This is a genomic window from Pseudomonas sp. GW821-FHT03A09, assembly GCF_059421065.1.
The window spans coordinates 211,062-235,157 of the sequence record NZ_JBWKUX010000010.1 but is presented as its reverse complement, the minus strand read 5'-3'; the positions used below and the strand labels follow the sequence as shown (position 1 = coordinate 235,157).

Annotated in this window: 19 protein-coding genes; 12 read left to right on the top strand and 7 right to left on the bottom strand. The window is 60.3% G+C overall.

What is annotated here, in order from left to right:
* Positions 1-182 precede the first annotated feature (182 nt).
* From AC07V4_RS19575 to tpx, 5 genes are all read right to left on the bottom strand, one after another.
* Entirely contained in the window at positions 183-1,658 is a 1,476-nt protein-coding gene (locus AC07V4_RS19575; RefSeq protein WP_492636569.1) for an efflux transporter outer membrane subunit, read from the bottom strand.
* The gene (locus tag AC07V4_RS19570; RefSeq protein WP_492636568.1) at positions 1,655-4,762 is read right to left on the bottom strand and encodes an efflux RND transporter permease subunit; all 3,108 of its coding nucleotides are present in this window, start codon (positions 4,760-4,762) and stop codon (positions 1,655-1,657) included. The genes AC07V4_RS19575 and AC07V4_RS19570 overlap by 4 nt, the downstream gene beginning before the upstream one ends.
* The gene (locus tag AC07V4_RS19565) at positions 4,759-7,860 is read right to left on the bottom strand and encodes an MdtB/MuxB family multidrug efflux RND transporter permease subunit (RefSeq protein ID WP_492636567.1); all 3,102 of its coding nucleotides are present in this window, start codon (positions 7,858-7,860) and stop codon (positions 4,759-4,761) included. The genes AC07V4_RS19570 and AC07V4_RS19565 overlap by 4 nt, the downstream gene beginning before the upstream one ends.
* Entirely contained in the window at positions 7,857-9,161 is a 1,305-nt protein-coding gene (locus tag AC07V4_RS19560; RefSeq protein WP_492636566.1) for an MdtA/MuxA family multidrug efflux RND transporter periplasmic adaptor subunit, read from the bottom strand. The genes AC07V4_RS19565 and AC07V4_RS19560 overlap by 4 nt, the downstream gene beginning before the upstream one ends.
* Before the next feature lie 231 nt (positions 9,162-9,392).
* On the bottom strand, positions 9,393-9,893 hold the full coding sequence (gene tpx, locus AC07V4_RS19555) for a thiol peroxidase (protein ID WP_492636565.1): 501 nt from the start codon (positions 9,891-9,893) through the stop codon (positions 9,393-9,395).
* A gap of 158 nt (positions 9,894-10,051) precedes the next feature.
* Here tpx and AC07V4_RS19550 point away from each other — a divergent pair, with 158 nt between their 5' ends.
* The 10 genes from AC07V4_RS19550 (at position 10,052) to AC07V4_RS19505 (ending at position 21,276) form a co-directional block, all read left to right on the top strand.
* Positions 10,052-11,341 (top strand): glycosyltransferase, encoded by a 1,290-nt coding sequence (locus tag AC07V4_RS19550; RefSeq protein ID WP_492636564.1) that lies wholly within the window; start codon positions 10,052-10,054, stop codon positions 11,339-11,341.
* A gap of 72 nt (positions 11,342-11,413) precedes the next feature.
* Positions 11,414-12,319, top strand: a complete 906-nt coding sequence (locus tag AC07V4_RS19545) for a helix-turn-helix domain-containing protein (protein ID WP_492636563.1) — start codon at positions 11,414-11,416, stop codon at positions 12,317-12,319.
* 179 nt (positions 12,320-12,498) lie between these two features.
* Complete coding sequence (locus AC07V4_RS19540) at positions 12,499-13,809, top strand: ABC transporter substrate-binding protein (protein WP_492636562.1); 1,311 nt, start codon at positions 12,499-12,501, stop codon at positions 13,807-13,809.
* Between the two features lie 171 nt (positions 13,810-13,980).
* On the top strand, positions 13,981-14,871 hold the full coding sequence (locus tag AC07V4_RS19535) for a carbohydrate ABC transporter permease (protein ID WP_122305697.1): 891 nt from the start codon (positions 13,981-13,983) through the stop codon (positions 14,869-14,871).
* 10 nt (positions 14,872-14,881) lie between these two features.
* Positions 14,882-15,712 (top strand): carbohydrate ABC transporter permease, encoded by an 831-nt coding sequence (locus AC07V4_RS19530; RefSeq protein WP_016968929.1) that lies wholly within the window; start codon positions 14,882-14,884, stop codon positions 15,710-15,712.
* Positions 15,713-15,751: 39 nt separating this feature from the next.
* Positions 15,752-16,855, top strand: a complete 1,104-nt coding sequence (locus tag AC07V4_RS19525; protein WP_492636561.1) for an ABC transporter ATP-binding protein — start codon at positions 15,752-15,754, stop codon at positions 16,853-16,855.
* Between the two features lie 16 nt (positions 16,856-16,871).
* Positions 16,872-18,347 carry a mannitol dehydrogenase family protein gene (locus AC07V4_RS19520; RefSeq protein WP_492636560.1) on the top strand — a complete coding sequence of 492 codons (1,476 nt, stop codon included), beginning with the start codon at positions 16,872-16,874 and terminating at the stop codon, positions 18,345-18,347.
* A gap of 140 nt (positions 18,348-18,487) precedes the next feature.
* Positions 18,488-19,969: a xylulokinase gene (xylB, locus tag AC07V4_RS19515; protein ID WP_492636559.1), complete on the top strand. Its 1,482-nt coding sequence runs from the start codon at positions 18,488-18,490 to the stop codon at positions 19,967-19,969.
* 12 nt (positions 19,970-19,981) lie between these two features.
* On the top strand, positions 19,982-20,923 hold the full coding sequence (locus tag AC07V4_RS19510; protein WP_492636558.1) for a carbohydrate kinase family protein: 942 nt from the start codon (positions 19,982-19,984) through the stop codon (positions 20,921-20,923).
* Positions 20,924-21,006: 83 nt separating this feature from the next.
* The gene (locus AC07V4_RS19505; RefSeq protein ID WP_492636557.1) at positions 21,007-21,276 is read left to right on the top strand and encodes a DUF2790 domain-containing protein; all 270 of its coding nucleotides are present in this window, start codon (positions 21,007-21,009) and stop codon (positions 21,274-21,276) included.
* A 73-nt stretch (positions 21,277-21,349) separates the two neighbouring features.
* On the opposite strand, the gene AC07V4_RS19500 is transcribed toward AC07V4_RS19505, so the two are convergent.
* Positions 21,350-21,619: a DUF1652 domain-containing protein gene (locus tag AC07V4_RS19500; RefSeq protein ID WP_492636556.1), complete on the bottom strand. Its 270-nt coding sequence runs from the start codon at positions 21,617-21,619 to the stop codon at positions 21,350-21,352.
* Between the two features lie 244 nt (positions 21,620-21,863).
* On the bottom strand, positions 21,864-22,874 hold the full coding sequence (gene ilvA / locus AC07V4_RS19495; protein ID WP_492636555.1) for a threonine ammonia-lyase, biosynthetic: 1,011 nt from the start codon (positions 22,872-22,874) through the stop codon (positions 21,864-21,866).
* Between the two features lie 289 nt (positions 22,875-23,163).
* Between ilvA and AC07V4_RS19490 the strand changes: the two genes are divergently transcribed.
* Both AC07V4_RS19490 and map read left to right on the top strand, forming a co-directional pair.
* The gene (locus AC07V4_RS19490) at positions 23,164-23,325 is read left to right on the top strand and encodes a TA system antitoxin ParD family protein (protein WP_492636719.1); all 162 of its coding nucleotides are present in this window, start codon (positions 23,164-23,166) and stop codon (positions 23,323-23,325) included.
* The gene (gene map / locus AC07V4_RS19485; RefSeq protein WP_492636554.1) at positions 23,325-24,080 is read left to right on the top strand and encodes a type I methionyl aminopeptidase; all 756 of its coding nucleotides are present in this window, start codon (positions 23,325-23,327) and stop codon (positions 24,078-24,080) included. Before AC07V4_RS19490 ends, map begins: the two co-directional genes overlap by 1 nt.
* The last annotated feature ends 16 nt before the right edge of the window (positions 24,081-24,096 follow it).

The window sequence follows — 24,096 nt, the reverse complement described above, 5'->3', positions numbered from 1 at the left end:
GACGGAGATCCTGGAGGCAGAACTCGATCAAAAATGTGGGAGCGGGCTTGCCCGCGATGGCGGTATGTCAGTCACCGAATACTTGGCTGAACCACCGTATTCGCGGGCAAGCCCGCTCCCACATTTTGATCTCCTTGCATCAGGGAGATAGCAATCGGCTCTGGTGCTGCTTGAAACCCCAATCAGTCCTTGTCCGCTACCGACGTGTGCCCATCCCATCCCCCACCCAGCGCCGCGATCAACTGCACACTCGCCACCAACCGCGTCTGCAACAGCGTCAACACGGTACGCTCATTGCTGAGGGCCGTGGCCTGTACCGTGACCACATCCAGATACGCAATCAACCCCGCCTTGTACTGGTTCTCGGTCAGCCGCAACGATTCACGCGCCGATGCCAACGCTTCATTGCTGACTACCGCCTCGTCCTCCAGCACCTTCAACTGCACCATGTAGTTTTCCACTTCACGGAAACCATCGAGCACAGTCTGGCGGTACTTGGCCACGGTCTCATCATAAGTGGCCACGGTACGGTCGACTTCCGCCGAACGCTGCCCGCCGTCGAACAAGGTCATGGCCAGTTTTGGCCCCACCGACCAGAACCGGTTCGGCAGGCTGATCCAGTCGGCGTAGGTGCTGCTGGAATAGCCACCCGCCAGGCTCAAGGTCAGATCCGGGTAATAAGCGGCTTTCGCCACCCCGATATTGGCATTGGCGGCAATCACCGAACGTTCGGCAGAGGCGATGTCCGGACGGCGCTCAAGCAACTGCGATGGCACGCTGACTGGAACCTGCGGCAATGTGGGAATGGTCTTGCTCACAGCCAGGTTGAAATTGGCCGGGGCCTCGCCGATCAATACGGCGATGGCGTTTTCCAGCTGGGCGCGCTGCCAGATCAGATCAATCAGGCTGGCCTGGGTGGTCTTGAGCTGGGTTTGCGCCTGGGCGATGGCCGCCTTGTCCGACACACCGGCGCGGTATTGGTTTTCGGTCATTTTCAACGAGCGCTGGTAAGTGTCCAGCGTGGCTTGCAACAGGCGGGTCTGTTCATCCATGACGCGCAGTTGCAGGTAGTCCTGCACCAGTTCCGATTGCTGGCTCAAACGCATTGCCGCCAAGTCCGCCGAACTGGCCTCGGCGGTCGCTTCGTTGGCTTCCAGGCCACGGCGCAGCTTGCCCCAGACATCCGCCTCCCAACTCACGCCCAACTGGGTATTGAGGGTGTCGCGGATACCACTGCTGGAGCTGCTGAGGCTGGCGTTGCTGCTGCCGGTGCCTTGGCTGGCGCGGGTTTTCCCGGCACTCAGGTCCACCGTCGGGAAAAACGCCCCCCGGGCACTGCGTACCTGGGCCTGGGCCTGGCGAAAGCGCGCTTCGGCCTGGGCCACGGTCTGGTTGGAGTTGTTCAGGCGTTCGACCAATTCATTCAGCTGGCGATCACCGTACAGCTCCCACCACGCGCCACGGGCCAGGGAGTCGCTCGGCGTGGCCTGGCGCCAGCCCTGGGCTTGCTTGAATTGTGCAGGTTCGGCCACTTCCGGGCGTTTGTAGTCGGGGCCGATGGCGCAAGCGCTGAGCAAGGCACCACACAGCACCAAGCTGGCCACGCGGGAACCACGGGGCATGCTAATGGCCAATTTGGCAAACGTTGAATCGGTCATAGCGCAGTGTCCAAGGCAGCATCGGTACGCACGCCGCGCCAGGCGTTGAAACGATGGCGCGCGCGGTCGAGATAGAGGTAGACCACCGGGGTGGTGTAAAGGGTCAGGATCTGGCTGAACACCAGGCCGCCAATGATGGTCAGGCCCAACGGCTGGCGCATTTCCGCACCATCGCCGGCGCCGAGCAGCAACGGCAAGGCGCCAAGGATGGCCGCGAGCGTGGTCATCAGGATCGGCCGCAGACGCAACAGGCAGGCGCTGCGAATCGATTCCAACGGGCTCATGCCGTCATGGCGCTCCAGTTGCAAGGCCAGGTCGATCATCAGGATCGCGTTTTTCTTCACCACGCCAATCAGCAGGAACAACCCCAACAAAGAGATCAGGCTGAACTCGCCGCCCAGCAGGTAGATGGAGAGCAATGCGCCCACACCCGCCGACGGCAAGGTCGAAAGGATGGTCAACGGGTGAATGTAGCTTTCATACAGAATACCCAGCACCAGATACACCGCCACCAGCGCACCGAGGATCATGAACGGCTGTCCCTTCTGGGTCGCCGCGAAGGCATCGGCGGTGCCGGCCATCTTGGCGATCACGTCCTCAGGCAAACCGAGCTTGGCAATCGCCCGCTCGATAGCGGCAGTGCCCTGCTCCACCGTCACCCCAGGTGCCATGTCGAACGCAATGCTTTCCGAGGCGAACTGGCCTTCATGGCTGACGCGATCATTCGCCAGGCTGTTCTCATAGTGTGCGATGGTCGACAACGGCACCCGCGCGCCCGTGGAGGTGATCACCTGCATCTGGTTCAGGGTGATCGGGTCCTGGGCGTATTTCGGGTTGACCTCCATCACCACCTGATACTGGTTGAGGCTGTCGTAGATGGTGGAAATCTGCCGCTGGCTGTAGGCGTTGTTCAACACCGCCGTGACCATGTTCATGTCGATGCCCAGGCGCTTGGCCTGATCGCGATCGACCACCAGTGTCACCTGGGCGGCGCCACGGCCTTCACGGGCGTCGATGGCGGTCAGCTCCGGCAGCTCGCGAAAGGCGGCAACCACTTTCGGGTACCACAGGCGCAACGCCGCCAAGTCTCCGCTTTGCAGGATGTAGGAGTACTGCGCACTGGACTGGTCGCGGCTGCCGCCGAATTGCAGGTCCTGATCGGCCATCAGGAACAGCCGTCCACCCGGCACCAGCGGTACCTCCTTGCGGATACGCTCGATCACCGCCTGGGCCGAGATCTTGCGTTCAGCGATGGGCTTGAGGCGCACCAGCATCACCGCGTTGTTGGTGCCGTTGTTGCCGCCGATGAAACCGGCCACGCTGAGCACGGCCGGGTCCTTGAGGACGGCCTTGCGAAAGGTTTCCATCTTTGGCTGCATCACGCCGAACGACAGCCCGTCGTCACCGCGCACAAAGCCGATCAACTGGCCGGTGTCCTGCTGCGGCATGAAGGTCTTCGGTACCACCACATACAGCGCGATGTTCACCCCCACGGTGATGAACAGGCTTAGCAGGGTCAGGCGACGATGACGCAACACCCAGTCCAGGCTAGTGGCATACACCGCGACCATCCGGTCGTTGACCTTATGGCTCCAGCGCTGCAAACCAGTCATGTGGCCTTTGACATGGGGCTTGAGCCAGCGCGCGCAGAGCATCGGGGTCAACGTCAGCGACACCACCAGCGACACGATGATCGCCGCCGACAAGGTCACGGAAAACTCGCGGAACAGGTTGGTGACGATGCCGCCCATGAACAGGATGGACAGGAACACCGCCACCAGCGACACGTTCATCGAGAGCAAGGTAAAACCGACCTCCTTGGCCCCCAGGTACGCCGCCTTCATCGGCGGCACGCCGTCGTCGATGTGCCGGGAAATGTTCTCCAGCACCACGATGGCGTCGTCTACCACCAACCCTGTGGCGAGGATCAAGGCCATCAGCGAGAAATTGTTCAAGGAGAAGCCGTACAGGTACATCACCGCGAAGGTGCCCACCAACGACACCGGCACCGCCAGGGTCGGGATCAACGAGGCGCGGAAGTTACCCAGGAACAAGTACACCACCAGCACTACCAGGGCCACCGCAATCAGCAACGTCATCTCGGCTTCATGCAAGGTCGCGGTGATCACCGGTGAGCGGTCCATGGCCAGGTTGAGCTTGACGCTGGACGGCAGCACCGCCTGCAACGCTGGCAGTTGGGCCTTGATCTGCCGGACCGTTTCGATGATGTTGGCGTCGGACTGACGGTTGATCACCAACAACACCGCCGCATCGTTGTTGAAGAAGCCGCTGTTGTAGCGGTCCTCCACACCGTCACTGATCTTTGCCACATCCCCCAGGCGCAGGGCGGCGCCGTTCTGGTAGCGAATCAGCAGCGGTTCGTAGTCCTTGGCCTTTTCCAACTGGTCGTTGGCCTGGATCTGCCAATTGCGCTCACTGTCTTCCAGGGAACCCTTGGGACGCCGCTGGTTGGCATTGGCGATGGTGTTGCGCACATCGTCCAACGCCACGCCGTACTGGTCGAGCGCCTTGGGCTCCAGTTCAATGCGTACCGCCGGCAGGGAGCTGCCACCGATCTGCACTTCACCGACCCCTGGCACCTGGGACAGGCTTTGGGAAAGGATGGTGGAAGCCAGGTCGTAGAGTTCCCCCTTCTTCAACACGTCCGACGTCAACGACAGCACCATGATCGGTGCCTGGGACGGATTGACCTTCTTATAGGTGGGCATGCTGCGCATGCCACTGGGCAACAAGTTGCGCGAAGCGTTGATGGCCGCCTGCACCTCTCGCGCCGCGCCATTGATGTCCCGGTCGGAATCGAACGCCAGGATCACCCGCGTGGAACCCTGGCTGGAGTTGCTGCTCATGGTCGTGATGCCGGCAATCGAGCCGAATGAGCGCTCCAACGGTGTCGCTACCGTAGACGCCATTACCTCGGGACTCGCGCCGGGCAGGCTGGCCGACACCACGATCACGGGGAAATTGATCTGTGGCAACGGCGACACCGGCAACAGATTGAAACTCACGCCGCCGAGCAACAGGATCGCCAGGCTCAGCAGCATGGTAGCGACCGGCCGGCGAATGAAAGGTCCGGACAGGTTCATGACTCAACCGGCTCCAGGCTTTGCGGCTCTTTGCGCCAGCGACGGCCAAGACGGTCGAAGTACAGGTAGATCACGGGTGTGGTGAACAAGGTCAAGACCTGGCTTACCAGCAAACCGCCGACCATCACCAGCCCGAGCGGCTGACGCAGTTCTGCACCGGACCCGGTAGCCAGCATCAGCGGCACCGCGCCGAACAGCGCGGCCAGAGTGGTCATCAGGATCGGCCGGAAGCGCAACAGCGCCGCCTGGTAGATGGCGGTCTGCGGGTCCAGGCCTTGGTTACGCTCGGCGTCAAGGGCGAAGTCGATCATCATGATCGCGTTCTTTTTCACGATACCGATCAGCAGGATGATGCCGATGATTGCGATCATGCCCAGGTCATTGCCGCTGAGCAGCAACGCCAACAACGCCCCTACCGCCGCCGACGGCAAAGTCGACAGGATGGTGATCGGGTGAATGTAGCTCTCGTACAGCACGCCCAGCACGATGTACATGGTGACCACCGCTGCCAGGATCAGCAGCAAGGTGCTCGACAGCGAAGCTTCGAAAGCCTGTGCCGCACCCTGGAACTGGGTCTGCACGCCCACCGGCATGCCAATGTCTTTCTGGGTCTGGTTGATCAGCTCGACACCTTTGCCCAGCGCCACGCCAGGGGCCAGGTTGAACGACATCATCACCGCCGGGAACTGGCCGATATGGGCAATCGCCAGTTGGGCCTGGCGCTGCTCCACATGGGCCAGGCTCGACAGCCGCACCTGGCCACCGTCGGTGGTTTTCACGTGGATCTGGTTCAGGGCCGCAGGGCCGAGGCTTTCACCGGATTGCGCCTGCAGCACCACGCGGTATTGGCTGGCCTGGGTGTAGATGGTGGAAATCTGCCGCTGACCAAAGGCGTCGTACAACGCATCGGTGATGGTCGAGACGCTGACGCCCAGGCGCGAGGCTGCATCGCGGTCGATCACCAGAAATACTTGCAGGCCCTTGTCCTGCAGGTCGCTGGCGACGTCGGTGAGCTCCGGCAACTGGCTGAGGGCGTGCACCAGTTTGTCACTCCACAGCGCCAGCAGCTCGGCGTCCGGCGAGGACATGCTGAACTGGTACTGGGTGCGGCTGACGCGATCTTCGATGGTCAGGTCCTGCACCGGCTGCATGAACAGGCGAATGCCCACCAGCTTGTCGATTTCCGGTTGCAGCCGGGTGATCACCTGGGCCGCGCTCAGATCACGCTTCCCGTGGGGCTTGAGGTTGATCAGCAGACGGCCGCTGTTGAGGGTGGCGTTATCACCATCCACACCAATGTAGGACGACAGGCTTTCCACCGCAGGATCGGCCAGGATGATCTTGGCCAACTCCTGTTGACGCTGGCTCATGGCCGCAAAGGAAATCGACTGCGGCGCCTCGGAAATGCCCTGGATCACCCCGGTGTCCTGCACGGGGAAAAAGCCCTTGGGCACCACGAGATACAGAAATACCGTCAAGCCCAAGGTGGCGATGGCCACCAATAAAGTCAGCGGTTGGTGCTTGAGCACCCACTGCAACTTGCGGCCATAGGCTTCGATCAACCAGTCGATCCAGGCGCCGCTGGCCTTGTAGAAACGGCCCTGCTCTTCTTCCTTGGGTTCGCGCTTGAGCAACCGCGCGCACATCATCGGCGTGAGCGTCAGGGAGACGACCAGGGAAATCAGGATCGCCACCGCCAGGGTGATGGCGAACTCGCGGAACAATCGCCCGACCACATCGGCCATGAACAGTAGCGGAATCAGTACCGCAATCAGCGACAGGGTCAGGGACACCAGGGTGAAGCCGATCTGCTTGGCGCCCTTGAGCGCTGCGGCCAGCGGCGTCTCGCCTTCCTCGATATAACGCGAGATGTTCTCCAGCATCACGATGGCATCGTCCACCACAAAACCGGTGGCGATGGTCAGGGCCATCAGTGTCAGGTTATTGATGGAGAAACCTGCCAGGTACATCACGCCGAAGGTGCCGACCAACGACAGCGGCACGGCGATGGACGGAATGATCGTGGCGCTGAAGCGGCGCAGGAACAGGAACGTCACCATCACGACCAAGGCAATGGCAATCAGCAATTCGTGTTGTACGTCAGTAACGGAAGCACGGATGGTCTGGGTACGGTCGGTGAGCACTGTCACATCGAGACCGGCCGGCAGGTTATCGGTGATGCTCGGCAGCAACGCCTTGATGCGGTCCACCACTTCGATCACGTTGGCACCGGGCTGGCGCTGGACATTCAGCAACACGGCCTGGTTTTCATTGGCCCAGGCGGCGAGACGTTCGTTCTCGGCACCGTCGACGATCTGCGCCACGTCTTTAAGACGCAGCGGCGCGCCGTTGTTGTAGGCCAGGATCAGCTCGGCGTACTGCTGGGGCGAGACCAACTGGTCGTTGGCGTCGAGCATCGACACCCGGGTCGGCCCGTCAAAATTACCCTTGGGCTGGTTGACGTTCGACGCGGCGATCAGGGTGCGCACGTCCGACAGGTTCAAGCCATTGGCCGCCAGGGCCTCGGGGTTGACCTTGATACGCACGGCCTGACGCTGACCACCGGCGATGCTGACCATGCCGACGCCGCTGATCTGGGCGATTTTCTGCGCCATGCGCGTATCGACCAGGTCATTGAGCTTGGGTAGCAACATGGTCTTGGAGGTGATTGCCAGGGTCAGCACCGGGGTGTCCGCGGGGTTGACCTTGTTGTACACCGGCGGCGCCGGCAGGTCCTTGGGCAGCAGGTTGGTGGCGGCGTTGATCGCGGCCTGCACCTGCTGCTCGGCGACATCCATGTTGATGTCGAGGTTGAAGCGCAGGGTCAGCACCGACGCACCGCCGGAGCTGGTAGACGCCATCTGGGTCAGCCCGGGCATCTGGCCGAACTGGCGCTCAAGGGGCGCGGTGACCGCGCTGGTCATCACGTCCGGGCTCGCGCCAGGGTACAGGGTCATCACCCGGATGGTCGGGTAATCCACCTGGGGCAGCGCCGATACCGGCAACAACCGATAAGCAATAATGCCGGCCAAGACAATGGCCAGCATGCTCAGGGTGGTGGCAACCGGGCGAAGGATAAACAGCCGCGACAGGTTCATGAACCGACCTTTTGCGCCTTGCCGGCGTCAGCGCCGGTCTGCTCTTTTGCCGCAGGCTTGCCTTGCAAGTGCTCGGTCGGGGTCGTCAAGACTTCGCTGCTGTCGTTGACCACTTCGATTTCGCTGCCGTCCTTCAGGCGGTCGGTGCCTTCCAGTACCACGCGGTCACCGGCTAACAGGCCTTCCTTGATGACCGTGTTGTCGCCATCGGAATCGCCGACCACCAAGGGCTGCATCTTGACCTTCTTGTCACCGTCGAGCTTGTAGACGAAGGTTCCGTTATTGCCGAACTGGATCGCGGCGGACGGTGCCAGCACCACGTTGTGCAGGGTGTCGGCCAGCAGGTGCACGTTGACAAACTGGTTGGGGAACAGCGCCTGGTCCTTGTTATCGAAACGCCCCTTGAATTTCAGGGTGCCAGTGGTGACGTCGATCTGGTTGTCCAGGCTCTGCAAGACACCGACCGCCTGCTTTTTCACATCGCCACGGTCCCAGGCTTCCACGGGCAGCTTGTTACCGGCGTGGTAACGGGCCAGGACGGTGTCGAGGGTGTTTTCCGGCAAGGTGAAGACCACGCTGATCGGCTGGGTCTGGGTGATCACCGCGAGGAAGGTGGTGTCATTGGCCGCCACCAGATTGCCCACGTCGACCTGACGCAAGCCTACCCGGCCACTGATGGGTGCACGGATCTTGGTGAATTCGAGGTTGAGCTTGGCGTCGTCCACCGCGCCCTGGTTGGTCTTGACCGTGCCCTGGTATTGCAGCACCAGCGCTTCCGCGGTGTCCAGGGTCTGCTTGGCGATACTGTCCTGGGCATACAGGTCACGATAACGCTGCACATCGACCTGGGCGTTTTTCAGCTGGGCCTGATTCTGCAACAACGTGCCCTGGGCCTGGAGCAAGGCGTTCTGGTAGCTGCGCGGGTCGATTTCCGCCAGCAGGTCACCGGCCTTGACCATCTGTCCTTCTTCGAAGGCGATCTTCACCAGCTCACCACCCACCCGGCTGCGTACATTAATGGTATTGAGCGCAGTCACCGTGCCCAATGCCTTGTAGTACACCGGGAATTCCCCCTGCACCGCCGGCGCCACACGCACCGGGATCGGGCCGGTGGAGCCACCGAAGCCCGGGCGCATCATCCCCGACTTGCCGGCACGGCCTTCCGGCTTTTGTGCCGCGGCGTCCTTGTGGCTGCCAGGCCAGAATTTCCAGCACAGGCCGGCGATAACCAGCAGCACAAGCAGGCCGAACAGCCAGCGGCGGGACTTACGGGGGGAGGATTGCATGGATTGATCAACCATTGGGCGCGAGAGCTTCTTCTTTGGGAGGCTGAAAGATAAGCACTGGGGCACATTAAGAAAAGCGCCTTTACCGGCTATTTACCTTGGACTTACAACTTTTAACTTCTGATCTTAGTCTGCTCGCTATTTCGCTAAGCATTTGAGGCACAAATAAAAACGGCCTGGACTAGGCCAGGCCGCAAGCATGCATCACGCGTGTTACTGCAAAACGACAGTAATACGCAGAAACAGTTACTTCAAAACAGCCAGGGCTGCTTCGTAGTTCGGCTCTTGGCCGATTTCTGGAACCAGTTCGCTGTGCAGCACTTTGTCATTTTCATCCAGCACCACGACGGCGCGGGCGGTCAGGCTGCGCAGTGGGCCATCAACGATGTTCACGCCGTAGTCTTCGGAGAACGCCGCGCTGCGGAAGTCCGACAGGTTCTTCACGTTTTCCAGGCCTTCGGAACCGCAGAAGCGCGCCTGGGCAAATGGCAGGTCCGAAGAGATGCACAGTACAACGGTGTTGGCCACATCGTTGGCCTGGGCATTGAACTTGCGCACCGACGTGGCACAGGTCGGGGTGTCGACGCTTGGGAAGATGTTCAGCACTTTGCGCTTGCCGGCAAAGGTCGCCAAGGTAGCGTCAGACAGGTCACCGGCAGTCAGGGTGAAGTCTGGAGCCTGGGAGCCGACTTGTGGCAATTCGCCTTCAACTTGGACAGGGTTACCGCGAAGGGTGACTTGAGCCATGAACAGAATCCTTATGCTGGGTTTGATTAAACGAATTCGAGAGGCAGGAGTTAACCACAAAGTGCCGTCGCTACCTACCGCCGAACACAAATTGTCATGCCACGCGGTTGTGGTTTAATTGCGCGCTTTTTGCCCGCACCTCAAGGAAGCCGTTGTTGATGAATCAACCCGCCACCAAAGTCCTGGTCATTGGTTACGTCTGGCCGGAACCCCGTTCCTCGGCCGCAGGCGGGCATATGATGCAAATTCTCGAGAGCTTTCTTACACAAGGTTGGGACATTACCTTCAGCAGCCCAGCGACCATCGGCGAGCACAAGGCCGACTTGCCCGCCTTAGGCATCAGCGAATGCGCCATCGAGTTGAATAACAGCAGTTTCGATGACTTTATCCGCGAGCTTGCCCCGGATATCGTCCTGTTCGACCGCTTTATGATGGAGGAACAGTTCGGCTGGCGCGTCGAGAAATGCTGCCCAGATGCTCTGCGTGTCCTGGAAACCTCCGACCTGCAAAGCCTGCGCGATGCACGCCATCAACGCCTCAAGGACTGCCTCAAGGCCAATCCCGACAGTGATGACTTCAGCGCGCTCTTTACCCCTGCCCTCCAGCAGGAATTCGAACTAATGGCCGACACTGACCTGGCCAAGCGTGAAATCGCCGCGATTTACCGGTGCGACATCAGCCTGATGATTTCCGACGTGGAAATCCGCCTGCTCACCGAACAGTTCAAGGTGCCGCCTGCCCTGCTCCACTGGTGCCCTTTAATGATGGAGCCGCCCACCGAACCTTTTGCGCCCTTTGAAGACCGTGCACACTTCCTCAGCATCGGCAACTTCCGTCACGCGCCGAACTGGGATGCGGTGCTATGGATGAAAAACAGTCTCTGGCCGTTGATCCGCCAGCAACTGCCCGGCGCCCAGCTGCATATCTACGGCGCCTACACCCCGCCCAAGGCCACGGCCTTGCACAACCCGGCGCAAGGCTTCCATGTGATGAACTGGGCCGAAGATGCCCTGCAAGTGATGACCGCGGCGCGCATCTGCCTGGCGCCATTGCGGTTCGGCGCCGGGATCAAAGGCAAGTTGGCGGATGCCATGCTCTGCGGCACACCGAATGTCACGACGCCCATCGGCGCCGAAGCCATGGGCGACGAACAGCCATGGCCCGGCATGATCGAACACAACGCTCCCGCCCTGGCAGCGGCGGCCGTGGCGTTGTACCAGGATCGCGAGCGCTGGACCCAGGCCCAGGAAAACGGTCGCCAACTGCTGGCCCGGCGTTACGACCAGGACGTTCACGGGCCGGCATTGGTGGCGTGCCTCGAGCACTGCCGCAGCCGCCTTGCCGAGCATCGCCGCGACAACTTCACCGGCAGCATGCTGCGTCATCATGCCCACAAAAGTACTCAGTACATGTCCCAGTGGATCGAGGCGAAAAACCGCGTGCTTTAAACGCCGACGCTGGCGAGGTTGCACGCAAGGGGGCATTATCCTACGCAGCAACCACAATAAAGCGACGGCAGCATGACCCGAGCAACGCGCATCACCGACCCTTCCTACGAGCTGATGGACGACCACAACGGCCTGTCCATCATCTATCGCCAGCATGGCTTCCCCTGCCCGCTGGTGCGCTGGCACTTCCACAAGGAGTACGAGCTGCACCTGATCGTCGCCAGTTCCGGCAAGGTGTTTATCGGCGATTACATCGGCAACTTCTACCCGGAAAGCCTATTCCTCACCGGCCCCAACCTGCCCCACAACTGGATCAGCCAGGTGGAAGAAGATGAAGTGGTCCCCAAGCGCGACATGCTGGTTAATTTCACCGACGAATTGCTTGAGGGTGGCAGCCAGGTTTTTACCGAACTCAAGAGCCTGGCGCCGCTGTTGGAACGGGCGCAGTACGGCATCGAATTCCGCTGCAAAAAGACCATCGCCCAGGCCGTGACCTTGATGCAACGCATCGAAGACGCCCAAGGCATGGCGCGGCTTGGGCATTTCTTTATCCTGCTCGAAGCGCTGAGTGCCTGCGAGGACTACCAATTGCTATCGGGCGCAACTACGCCGCAATTGGCGGACGAACATAGCATCGACCGTACCAACCGCGCGGTGGACTATATCTTTGCCCATTACGCACGGGAGCTGCCGCTGGAGGAAGTTGCAGAATACCTGGGCATGAAACCGACGTATTTCTCGCGGGTGTTTAAACAGGCCACCGGACGCACCTTTATCGAATTCGTCAATCGGCTGCGCATCAGTAAGTCCTGCGAACTGTTGGCCGACGGGGATAAAGCCGTAACGGATGTGTGCTTTGAGTCGGGCTTCAACAACATCTCAAACTTCAACCGGCGCTTCCAGCAACTCAAGGGCATGACCCCTTCCCACTACCGCCGCCTGGCGGTGCAGCGGCTGACTGAGCAGAACCTGGCTTAAAGGTTTCAGGCGCCTTGTTGCCGAGTGCAAAAAAGTATCAGTGCCAGTGCGCCCAAGGATTTGTCACAACCTTATTTCAAGGCTGTAATCAACGCACACTCTTCCTGACCGCTCGTAGGAAGACACAACAACAATAACTGTCCTTCTGTAGCCCCCTGGGCACGGAGATGGAGTGCGCGATGAAGTTCACAGCAAAAGCCCTGCTTGCTTGCACCTGCATGACCCTCAGCGCCGTCAGCCTAGGCGCGCAAACCCTGACCATTGCCACCGTCAATAACAGCGACATGATCCGTATGCAGAAGCTCTCGAAAACCTTCGAGACCGAGCATCCGGAGATCAAGCTGAACTGGGTGGTGCTCGAAGAGAACGTACTGCGCCAACGCCTGACCACCGACATCGCCACCCAGGGTGGGCAGTTCGACGTGCTGACCATTGGCATGTACGAAGCTGCACTGTGGGGTGGCAAAGGCTGGCTGGAGCCGATGACCGATCTGCCAGCGTCCTACGACCTCGACGACGTGTTCCCTTCGGTACGTGATGGCCTCTCGGTCAAAGGCTCGCTATACGCCCTGCCGTTCTACGCCGAAAGCTCGATCACCTATTACCGCACCGATTTGTTCAAGAACGCCGGGCTGACCATGCCCGAACATCCGACCTGGAACCAGATCGGCGAATTCGCCGCCAAACTCACCGACAAGACCAAAGAACAATACGGCCTGTGCCTGCGCGGCAAAGCCGGTTGGGGCGAGAACATGGCGCTGATCACCACCCTGGCCAACGGCTACGGCGCGCGCTGGTTCGACGAGAAATGGCAGCCGGAATTCAACGGCCCTGAATGGAAGGACGCGCTGAACTTCTACGTCGACAACATGAAGAAATCCGGCCCGCCGGGCGCTTCCAGCAACGGTTTCAACGAAAACCTCGCACTGTTCAACAGCGGCAAGTGTGCAATCTGGGTGGATGCCAGCGTGGCCGGTTCGTTCGTCACCGACAAGACCCAAAGCAAGGTAGCTGAACATGTCGGTTTCACCTTTGCCCCCCACGAAAAGACCGACAAAGGGACTTCGTGGTTGTACTCCTGGAGCCTGGCGATCCCGACCAGTTCCAAAGCCAAGGACGCCGCCAAGGTGTTCACCAGTTGGGCGACCTCCAAGGAATACAGCCAACTGGTGGCCAAGACCGACGGCATCGCCAACGTACCGCCAGGCACTCGTACGTCGACCTACAGCGACGAGTACATGAAGGCCGCGCCGTTCGCCAAGGTCACCCTGGAATCGCTGAAAGTCGCCGACCCGACCAAACCGACGCTCAAGCCGGTGCCGTATGTGGGTATCCAATTGGTGACCATTCCTGAGTTCCAGGCGATTGGTACCCAGGTCGGCAAGTTCTTCTCCGGCGCGCTGACGGGTCAACAAACGGTGGATCAAGCCTTGACCGCCGCGCAGACCACCACCGAGCGTGAGATGAAGCGGGCCGGTTATCCCAAATAAGGTGAGCCTTCCACTGTAAATGTGGGAACCCGCTTTATGTGGAAGCCGGGCTTGCCCGCGATAGCGGTGTGTCAGTTGATGAATCTGTTTCTTGACACACCGCTATCGCAGGCAAGCCAGCTCCCACATTGATCGCACTCCGATTCTTGCTCTGTACTGGCCTTGATTACCATGAATACACCACCCAAAAACCGCCTGGCCAACCCCGGCTGGTTCCTCGTCAGCCCCTCGGTAGCCTTGTTGCTGCTGTGGATGATCGTGCCATTGGGCATGACCCTGTACTTTTCGCTGATCCGCTACAACCTGCTCTACCCCGGTGAAAACCAGTTCGTGGGGTTGGAGAACTTCACCTACTTCATCACCGACTCGGGCTTCCTCCCCGGCGCTACCAACACCCTGTTGCTGGTCGGCAGCGTGCTGCTGATCAGCGTGGTGTTCGGCGTATTGATCAGCGCGCTGCTAGAGGCCAGTGAGTTCTTCGGTCGCGGCCTGGTGCGGGTGTTGTTGATTTCGCCGTTTTTCATCATGCCCACCGTCGGTGCACTGATCTGGAAGAACCTGATTTTTCACCCGGTGTCCGGTGTTCTCGCCGCCGTGTGGAAGCTGTTCGGAGCCGAGCCGGTGGATTGGCTGGCGCACTACCCACTGCTCTCGATCATCATCATCGTGTCATGGCAATGGCTGCCCTTCGCCATCCTGTTGTTGATGACCGCCATGCAGTCCCTCGACCAGGAGCAAAAGGAAGCCGCGCGCCTGGACGGTGCCGGCGCCATCGCGATCTTCTGGCACCTGACCCTGCCCCACCTGGCCCGCCCGATTGCCGTGGTGGTGATGATCGAAACCATCTTCCTGCTCTCGGTGTTCGCCGAAATTTTCACCACCACCAACGGTGGCCCCGGCTATGCGTCGACCAACCTCGCCTACCTGATCTACAACCAGGCGCTGGTGCAGTTCGACGTGGGCATGGCCTCGGCCGGCGGCTTGATTGCCGTGGTCATCGCCAATATCGCGGCGATCATCCTGGTGCGGATGATCGGCAAAAACCTGACTGACAAGCCTTGAGGGCCGCGCCATGACGCTTCAACAATCCCGCCGCCTGCAAAGCCTGTTGCTCGGCACGTTGGCCTGGGCCATCGCGATCCTGATCTTCTTCCCGATCTTCTGGATGGTGCTGACCAGTTTCAAGACCGAAATCGACGCGTTCGCCACGCCACCGCAGTTCATCTTCACGCCAACGCTGGAGAATTACCTGCACATCAATGAGCGCAGCAACTACTTCGCGTATGCCTGGAACTCCGTGGTGATTTCCTTCAGCGCCACCGCCTTGTGCCTGCTGATTTCGGTGCCGGCCGCCTACTCGATGGCGTTCTACGAAACCCAGCGTACCAAAGGCACGCTGCTGTGGATGCTGTCGACCAAGATGTTGCCGCCAGTGGGCGTATTGATGCCGATCTACCTGTTGGCCAAGAGCTTTGGCCTGCTGGATACGCGCATTGCGCTGATCATCATCTACACCCTGATCAACCTGCCGATTGTGGTCTGGATGGTTTACACCTACTTCAAGGACATCCCCAAGGACATCCTCGAAGCCGCCCGCCTGGATGGCGCCACCCTGTGGCAGGAAATGGTCCGGGTGCTGCTGCCGATCGCCAAGGGCGGCCTGGCCTCTACTGTGTTGCTGTCGCTGATCCTGTGCTGGAACGAGGCGTTCTGGTCATTGAACCTGACCTCGTCCAACGCCGCGCCGCTGACCGCGCTGATCGCCTCCTACTCCAGCCCCGAAGGGTTGTTCTGGGCCAAATTGTCCGCCGTGTCGACGCTGGCCTGTGCGCCGATCCTGATTTTTGGCTGGATCAGCCAGAAACAGCTGGTACGCGGTTTGTCCTTCGGCGCCGTGAAATAACGGCTTCCTAATAAAAAAATTTGAATGCGGAGGCCCATCATGGCCAACCTGAAAATCAAGAATCTGCAAAAAGGCTTCGAAGGCTTTTCCATCATCAAGGGCATCGACCTGGAAGTGAACGACAAGGAGTTCGTGGTGTTCGTCGGCCCATCGGGCTGCGGTAAATCCACCCTGCTACGCCTGATCGCCGGCCTCGAAGAAGTCACCGAAGGCACCATCGAACTGGATGGTCGTGACATCACCGAAGTGACCCCGGCCAAGCGCGACCTGGCGATGGTGTTCCAGACCTACGCGCTGTACCCGCACATGAGCGTGCGCAAGAACATGTCATTTGCCTTGGACCTGGCAGGCGTGGACAAGCAGCTGGTGGAAAGCAAAGTCAGCGAAGCCGCACGCATCCTGGAACTGGGCCCGCTGCTGGAGCGCAAGCCCAAGCAGTTGTCCGGCGGTCAGCGCCAGCGGGTGGCGATTGGGCGTGCGATTGTGCGCAACCCGAAAATCTTCCTGTTCGACGAACCGCTGTCCAACCTCGACGCCGCCCTGCGCGTGCAGATGCGCCTGGAACTGGCGCGCCTGCATAAAGAGCTGCAGGCGACCATGATCTACGTGACCCACGACCAGGTGGAAGCCATGACCCTGGCCGACAAAGTCGTGGTGCTCAACAGTGGCCGCATCGAACAGGTCGGTTCGCCCCTGGAGCTGTATCACCAGCCGGCCAACCTGTTTGTAGCAGGCTTCCTGGGTACACCGAAAATGGGCTTCCTCAAGGGCAAGGTCACCCGTGTCGAAAGCCAGGGCTGTGAAGTGCAACTGGACGCCGGCACCTTGATCAGCCTGCCGTTGAGCGGTGCCAGCTTGAGCGTGGGCAGTGCAGTGACCCTGGGGATTCGTCCGGAGCACCTGGAAATCGCTGCGCCCGGCCAAACCAGCCTCACCGTCACCGCCGATGTGGGCGAACGCCTGGGCAGCGACACGTTCTGCCATGTCATCACCGCCAATGGCGAGCCGCTGACCATGCGGATTCGCGGCGACATGGCCAGCCAATACGGCGAAACACTGCACCTGCACCTCGACCCGGCGCACTGCCATCTGTTCGACACCGACGGTGTAGCCGTGGCCCGCCCACTGCGCGCTGCCGCCTGATTTCGCGAGACCTGTGATGAAACTGAATAAACAAAATCTCACTCAGTTGGCACCCGAAGTACAGCTGCCGACTTACACCCACACCTCCCAGGGCATTGCCCATATCGGCGTCGGCGGTTTTCACCGTGCGCATCAGGCGTATTACACCGATGCGCTGATGAATAAGGGCGTGGGCCTTGATTGGAGTATCTGCGGCGTCGGCCTGCGTGCCGAGGACCGCAAGGCCCGCGACGACCTGGCCGGCCAGGACTACCTGTTCACCCTGTATGAACTGGGTGACACCGACGACACCGAAGTGCGGGTGATCAGCTCGATCAGCGACATGCTGCTGGCCGAGGACAGTGCCGAGGCACTGATCGACAAACTGGCCAGCCCCGAGATTCGCATTGTCTCGCTGACCATCACCGAAGGCGGCTACTGCATCGACGACAGCAACGGCGAGTTCATGGCCCACCTGCCGCAGATCCAGCACGACCTGGCGCACCCGAACGCGCCGAAAACCGTGTTCGGTTTTATCTGCGCGGCGCTGACTAAACGCCGTGCGGCGGGTATTGCGGCATTCACCGTCATGTCTTGCGATAACCTGCCGCACAATGGCGCGGTCACCCGCAAGGCGCTGCTGGCGTTTGCCGCCTTGCACAACGCCGAACTGCATGACTGGATCAAGGCCAACGTGAGCTTTCCCAACGCCATGGTCGACCGCATCACGCCCATGACCAGCACCGCCCACCGCCTGCAACTGCATGATGAACATGGCATCGACGATGCCTGGCCGGTGGTGTGCGAACCCTTTGTGCAGTGGGTGCTGGAAGATAAGTTCGTCAACGGACGCCCGGCGTGGGAGAAGGTCGGCGTGCAGTTCACCGACGACGTGACGCCCTATGAAGAAATGAAAATCGGCCTGCTCAACGGCAGCCATCTGGCGCTGACTTACCTGGGTTTCCTCAAGGGTTATCGGTTTGTACACGAGACCATGAACGACCCGGTATTTGTCGCCTACATGCGTGCGTACATGGACCTGGACGTCACGCCGAACCTGGCTCCCGTACCGGGCATCGACCTGACCGACTACAAGCAGACCCTGGTGGATCGTTTTTCCAACCAGGCGATTGCCGACCAATTGGAGCGCGTGTGTTCCGACGGCTCGTCGAAGTTTCCCAAGTTCACCGTGCCGACCATCAATCGCTTGATTGCCGATGGCCGCGAGACTGAGCGTGCAGCGCTGGTGGTTGCAGCCTGGGCCTTCTATTTGAAAGGCGTGGATGAGAACGGCGTGAGCTACAGGATTCCCGACCCACGGGCGGAATTCTGCCAGGGGCTGGTGAGTGATGACGCGCTGATCGGCCAACGGTTGCTGGGCGTGGAGGAGATTTTCGGCACCGCCATTCCCAATTCGCCTGAGTTTGTGGCAGCGTTTGAGCGGTGTTTTGTGAGTTTGCGCGATAACGGCGTCACCCAAACACTGCAAAACCTGCTGAAGAAACTGGCTTAAACCTGTGGGAGGGGGCTTGCCCCCGATAGCGGCGCATCAGTCAATACATTCTTATCTGACCCACTGCTATCGGGGGCAAGCCCCCTCCCACATTTGACTGCATTGCCAATTCAAACAATAAAACTGCTGAGCACCCCACTATGACCCAGCAAAACCTGTTCCTCGGCATCGACTGCGGCACCCAGGGCACCAAGGCCATCGTCCTCGATGCCTCCAGCGGTAAGGTGCTGGGCCTGGGCGCCGCTGCACACACGTTGCTCAGCGGCACCAATGGCCGTCGCGAGCAGCACGCCCAGGAATGGCTGGATGCCTTTACCGAAGCGACCCATCGCGCCCTGCAACAAGCCGGCGTGGACGGCCAGGACATTCTCGGCATCGGCGTCTCCGGCCAGCAGCATGGCCTGGTATTGCTCGATGAACAGGACCAGGTGCTGCGCCCGGCCAAGCTGTGGTGCGACACCGAAACCACGCCTGAGAACGACCGCCTGCTGGCGTATCTGGGCGGCGAACATGGCTCACTGGAACGCCTCGGCGTGGCGATTGCACCGGGTTACACCGTGTCGAAACTGCTATGGACCCGCGAACAACACCCAGACCTGTTCGCGCGCATCGCCCATGTCCTGCTGCCCCATGACTACCTCAACTACTGGCTCACCGGCCACGCTGTCGCGGAATACGGTGACGCCTCGGGCACCGGCTATTTCAATGTGCGCACCCGTGAGTGGGATGTGGAACTGCTCAGGCATATCGACCCCAGCGGTCGCCTGGAAGCTGCACTGCCGGCGTTGGTCGAGGCGAATCAAAGTGTGGGCACGATTTTGCCCGCCATCGCCGAACGCCTGGGCATCAACCCCCATGCAGTGGTCTCCAGCGGCGGCGGCGACAATATGATGGGCGCCATCGGCACCGGCAATATCGCCCCTGGCGTGATCACCATGAGCCTGGGTTCATCGGGCACCGTCTACGCATTTGCCGACCAGCCGAACGTGAGCCCACAGGCAGCGGTCGCGACGTTCTGCTCATCGAGTGGCGGTTGGTTGCCCTTGATCTGCACCATGAACCTGACCAACGCGACCGGTGTGATTCGCGAGTTGTTCGACCTCGACTTGCCGGCGTTCAACGCCCTGGTCGCCCAAGCCCCCATCGGCGCCGACGGCGTGAGCATGCTGCCGTTCCTCAACGGCGAACGCGTGCCCGCCCTGCCCCATGCCACCGGCAGCCTGCATGGCCTGAACATGACCAACCTGACCCGCGCCAACCTGTGCCGGGCCGTGGTGGAAGGCACCACCTTCGGCTTGCGTTATGGCCTGGACCTGCTGCGCCAGACTGGTCTGCAAAGCCAAAGCATCCGCTTGATCGGCGGCGGCTCGAAAAGCCCGGTGTGGCGGCAGATGGTCGCCGATATCATGAACACCGAAGTGGTCTGTACCGAACAAAGCGAAGCGGCGGCGCTGGGTGCGGCGATCCAGGCGGCGTGGAGCCAGTCCGGCGAATCCCTGGCCAGCCTGTGCGACAAATGTGTGAGCATCGACCCGGCCAGCCGCACGCAGCCGTCAGCCGACCGTGTGAGCGCCTATCAACACGCCTACGAGCGCTATCAACAACTCGTGGCAACCCTTTAAGAGCGAACGACTATGTATCTGGTATGTGGCGAAGCGCTGTTCGATTTTTTCAGCGAAGAAGAGGCCAGCGGGCAGGCGTCCAAGGTCAACTACAAGGCGATTGCCGGTGGCTCGCCGTTCAACGTGGCGGTGGGCCTGCGCCGTCTCGGCATCGAGGCGGGGCTGTTCGGCGGGTTGTCGACCGACTTCCTCGGGCGCCGCTTGTTGCAGGTACTCAAGGACGAAGGCGTACGCGAGGACTTCCTGGTGGAATTCGCCGCGCCCACCACCCTGTCGATGGTTGCCGTGGGCGCCAACGGCTCACCGCAGTACAACTTTCGCGGTGAAGGCTGTGCCGACCGGTTGCTGGAAATGGCCCACCTGCCCGCGCTGAGCGCTGATATTCGCGGGCTGCACATCGGTTCGTTCTCGCTGGTGGTACAACCCATCGGCGATACCCTGCTGAGCCTGGTCAAACGCGAAAGCGGCAAGCGCCTGATCAGCCTCGACCCCAACGTGCGGCTCAACCCGCAGCCGGATATCCAGCTGTGGCGCGACCGCGTGGCTGAGCTGGTCAAGCATGCCGACCTGATCAAGGTCAGCGACGAAGACCTGCACCTGCTCTACCCCGACCAGTCGCCGGAAAGCGTGCTGCAGGGCTGGCTGCAACATCGTTGCCAGTTGGTGTTCCTCACCCGTGGTGGTAACGGCGCCAGTGTGTTCAGCCGCCAGCACGGCAGTTGGTCGCAACCGGCCGTCAAGGTGGTGATGGCTGATACGGTGGGTGCTGGAGATACCTTCCAGGCGGCGTTGATTGCCTGGTTGACCGAGCAGCAATTGGATTCGGTGGAAGGCCTGCAACAGCTGACCCGCCCACAGATCGACAGCATGCTCGGTTTTGCCATCCGCGCCGCTGCCCTGACGTGCAGCAAGACCGGGCCGGACCTGCCCTACCGCCACCAATTGGATTCATGAAGGTTTTGTCAGCCAGGGAAAAATTAATCGATGGTTAATCGCGTCGGTCGACAGTGAAGTCGAACCCTTTGCGGAGCACCATCATGAAACTTCGTAGCTTATTACTCACCGGCACACTGGCCTTGGCAGCTTTCTCAGGTCTGGCACAAGCCGATACCCAACAGGCGGCAACCAAACCCGTGCCTTATCAATACGGAATGCCGTTGAACATCGACAAAGTGATCGCAATGCACGAAACCGACACCAACGAGTGCAAGGTCATCAACGCGGATATCAAGTTCGTGGACAAGGCCGGCAAAGTGCAAGACGTCGGCTACCGGAAAATGTCCGAAGCCTGCGATTTCCAGAATTGAACCGTTGGGAGATATTGGGCCTGGCGCTCATCCAGGCCCACAGGTCTTCAGTGACACAACCTCAGGCGTCAACCTAGTAATAGCCGCGTCCACCTGCGCGTTGCAGCGCGGGTGCGTGGGAGTGCTTGAGGTCTTCGCGCAATCCGCTGATCAGGTTGCAAATGGCTCGACTGCTGTCGAGCTTGTCCGCGTTTATCCCTTTGACTTCCAAATCCACCCGGTCACGGTCGCGGTCGTCAAAGACTTTGATCGTCAGCGAAGCATCTTCGGCTTTGGTGCACTCGCACCGTTTGGGCAGGAAACTTCCTTCAATAATGCTGCGAAGTTCTAATTCCGAAAGCATGGTCAACCTCTCCTTTTATGAGACTGCCAACAGGTTATTGTGTGTCTGGCAGGCGCGTGCCTGCCACGTCTTGCCGACCCTGGAAGACGCTTACCCTCATGAGCCTACTCGGCAAATTCCAGTCTCGTTGTAACCTTTCCTCATAAGTACTCCAGTGAGTTATATAAGTTAGGCGGCCTTGCGCTTACGTCGTGTAAATCATCGGCGAAATGCGCCGATTAAACGTTTAATTATGGTTATTTTATTAAACGGCACCTTGTGCAGCGACTCTTTCAGCAACATGTCGCAAACTATCAAAGTTGATATTCGCCCCTGAATTCACCGCCACCAGGGTTTGTTCGCGCACGCCACGCTGCAGGACGTATCGACGGATACCGGCCACCGCCAACGCACCGGAAGGTTCGGTGATGGAACGGGTGTCGTCGTAGATCAGCTTGATGGCACTGCACAGTTCATCATTACTCACGGTGATGACCTCATCCACCCAATCCCGGCAGATCTCAAACCCATATGCGCCGATTTGTGCCACTGCGGTGCCATCGGCAAACCCGTCGACGCCGGGTAGCACCACCCGCTCACCTGCACGCAGGGCTGCCAACAGGCAACTGGAGCCTTCGGGCTCGACCCCGACGATACGCACATCAGGCCGCAGGTATTTCACGTACGCCGCGATGCCGGCGATCAAGCCACCGCCGCCCACCGGCACGAAAATCGCGTCCAAAGGGCCCTGCTGCTGACGCAATATTTCCATACCGACCGTGCCTTGGCCGGCGATCACATCGGGGTCATCAAAGGGCGACACGAACGTGCTACCCGACATCTCGGCCAGTTGCAGCGCATGGGCCAGGGCAAACGGGAAACTCTCCCCGTGCAACACCGCTTCGGCGCCTCGGGAGCGCACACCCAGCACCTTCAACTCCGGCGTGGTGCACGGCATGACGATGCGCGCCTTGATCCCCAATTCCCGCGCTGCCAGCGCCACACCCTGGGCGTGGTTGCCCGCCGACGCGGTCACCACGCCCCGGGCTTTCTGTTCCGCCGTGAGTTGCATCAGCTTGTTGTAGGCACCCCGAATCTTGAAGGAAAACGTGGGTTGCAGGTCTTCGCGCTTGAGCAACACCTGGTTGCCCAGCAACGCCGACAGCGCCGGCGCGAGTTGCAAAGGCGTACGCACCGCTAGGTCATAGACCGGAGCCGCGAGGATCTTTTTCACGTAGTGCTCAAGCAGGCCCGTGTCGGTGTTTTGGGTACTCATGAGTGTCTCCTGGTGTTTTGCAGGGGCCCAGGAGTCGGAAAAACAAAACCCGCCTCTAGGGCGGGTTTGGGTGCAGCCGTGTGCTATCCCGCCAAATGAGGAATGGCGGTAATAATGCTCGGCTGGCTGCGAAAGGTTTGAAATGTCATGCGACGAAATTAACCGGCAGTTGCGGGGCAAGTCAATGGGGGTTTACTCATGACATACGAAACATATACGCTTTGTATATTAAATTCATACAGTGAACCCCATGGGCATCGTCAAGATCACCGACCAACTGCACGAATAACTGCGCCTGGCCAGCGCTGCGATGGACCGCTCCATCAACGCCCAGGCCGAATTCTGGATCAAGATCGGCCTGCTCGCCGAACTCAACCCCCACCTGCCCTACAACGAGTTGATCAACAAACTGTTGCTGGACAAGCCCGACCTGATCCGAGGGCACAGTTGATGATCAAGACTGCCGCACAACTGGCCGTGATGCGTGAATCCGGGCGCCTGCTGGCCCAGGTCTTCACCATGCTCGACGGTTTTGTCACCGTCGGCCGTTCCACCCTGGAACTGGACGCCGCCGTCGAAGCCTTCATCCGTAACGACCTCAAGGCCCGCCCCGCCAGCCTGGGCCAATACGACTACCCCTTTTGCATCAACACCTCGATCAACGAGGTGGTGTGCCATGGCATGCCCAGCGCCAAGGAGATCCTCAAGGACGGCGACATCATTAATATCGACATCACCCTGGAGAAAGGCGGCTTTATTGCCGACTCCAGCAAGATGTACATGATTGGCACCGTCGCCCCCAAGGCCCAGCGCCTGGTCGAAAAAACCTTCGAAGCCATGTGGGCCGGCATCCGCCAGGTCAAGCCCGGCGCACGCCTGGGCGATATTGGCCATGCTATCCAAAGCCATGCGCAAGCCAACGGCTACAGCGTGGTACGCGAGTATTGCGGCCACGGCATCGGCCGACAGATGCATGAAGAACCGCAGGTCCTGCACTTCGGCCGCCCCGGCACCGGGCTGGAATTGCGTGAGGGCATGGTGTTTACCATCGAGCCGATGCTCAACCAGGGCAGCTCGAAAGTACGCAGCCTGAAGGACGGCTGGACGGTAGTGACCAAGGACAACAGCCTGTCGGCGCAGTGGGAACATACCGTGGCGGTGACGGCGGATGGTTTTGAGGTGTTGACACTGCAACCGTCCACCTGAGCGACGCAAGCCCGCT

Bases quoted from the DNA above. Each gene is read 5' to 3' on its own strand.
- AC07V4_RS19530 (WP_016968929.1), top strand. From the start codon at position 14,882: ATGACGCTTCAACAATCCCGCCGCCTGCAAAGCCTGTTGCTCGGCACG.
- AC07V4_RS19545 (WP_492636563.1), top strand. From the start codon at position 11,414: ATGACCCGAGCAACGCGCATCACCGACCCTTCCTACGAGCTGATGGAC.
- tpx (WP_492636565.1), bottom strand. From the start codon at position 9,893: ATGGCTCAAGTCACCCTTCGCGGTAACCCTGTCCAAGTTGAAGGCGAA.
- AC07V4_RS19505 (WP_492636557.1), top strand. From the start codon at position 21,007: ATGAAACTTCGTAGCTTATTACTCACCGGCACACTGGCCTTGGCAGCT.
- AC07V4_RS19535 (WP_122305697.1), top strand. From the start codon at position 13,981: ATGAATACACCACCCAAAAACCGCCTGGCCAACCCCGGCTGGTTCCTC.
- AC07V4_RS19560 (WP_492636566.1), bottom strand. From the start codon at position 9,161: ATGGTTGATCAATCCATGCAATCCTCCCCCCGTAAGTCCCGCCGCTGG.
- AC07V4_RS19520 (WP_492636560.1), top strand. From the start codon at position 16,872: ATGAAACTGAATAAACAAAATCTCACTCAGTTGGCACCCGAAGTACAG.
- AC07V4_RS19510 (WP_492636558.1), top strand. From the start codon at position 19,982: ATGTATCTGGTATGTGGCGAAGCGCTGTTCGATTTTTTCAGCGAAGAA.
- AC07V4_RS19525 (WP_492636561.1), top strand. From the start codon at position 15,752: ATGGCCAACCTGAAAATCAAGAATCTGCAAAAAGGCTTCGAAGGCTTT.
- AC07V4_RS19565 (WP_492636567.1), bottom strand. From the start codon at position 7,860: ATGAACCTGTCGCGGCTGTTTATCCTTCGCCCGGTTGCCACCACCCTG.
- xylB (WP_492636559.1), top strand. From the start codon at position 18,488: ATGACCCAGCAAAACCTGTTCCTCGGCATCGACTGCGGCACCCAGGGC.
- AC07V4_RS19500 (WP_492636556.1), bottom strand. From the start codon at position 21,619: ATGCTTTCGGAATTAGAACTTCGCAGCATTATTGAAGGAAGTTTCCTG.
- AC07V4_RS19575 (WP_492636569.1), bottom strand. From the start codon at position 1,658: ATGACCGATTCAACGTTTGCCAAATTGGCCATTAGCATGCCCCGTGGT.
- AC07V4_RS19570 (WP_492636568.1), bottom strand. From the start codon at position 4,762: ATGAACCTGTCCGGACCTTTCATTCGCCGGCCGGTCGCTACCATGCTG.
- AC07V4_RS19550 (WP_492636564.1), top strand. From the start codon at position 10,052: ATGAATCAACCCGCCACCAAAGTCCTGGTCATTGGTTACGTCTGGCCG.
- ilvA (WP_492636555.1), bottom strand. From the start codon at position 22,874: ATGAGTACCCAAAACACCGACACGGGCCTGCTTGAGCACTACGTGAAA.
- AC07V4_RS19540 (WP_492636562.1), top strand. From the start codon at position 12,499: ATGAAGTTCACAGCAAAAGCCCTGCTTGCTTGCACCTGCATGACCCTC.
- map (WP_492636554.1), top strand. From the start codon at position 23,325: ATGATCAAGACTGCCGCACAACTGGCCGTGATGCGTGAATCCGGGCGC.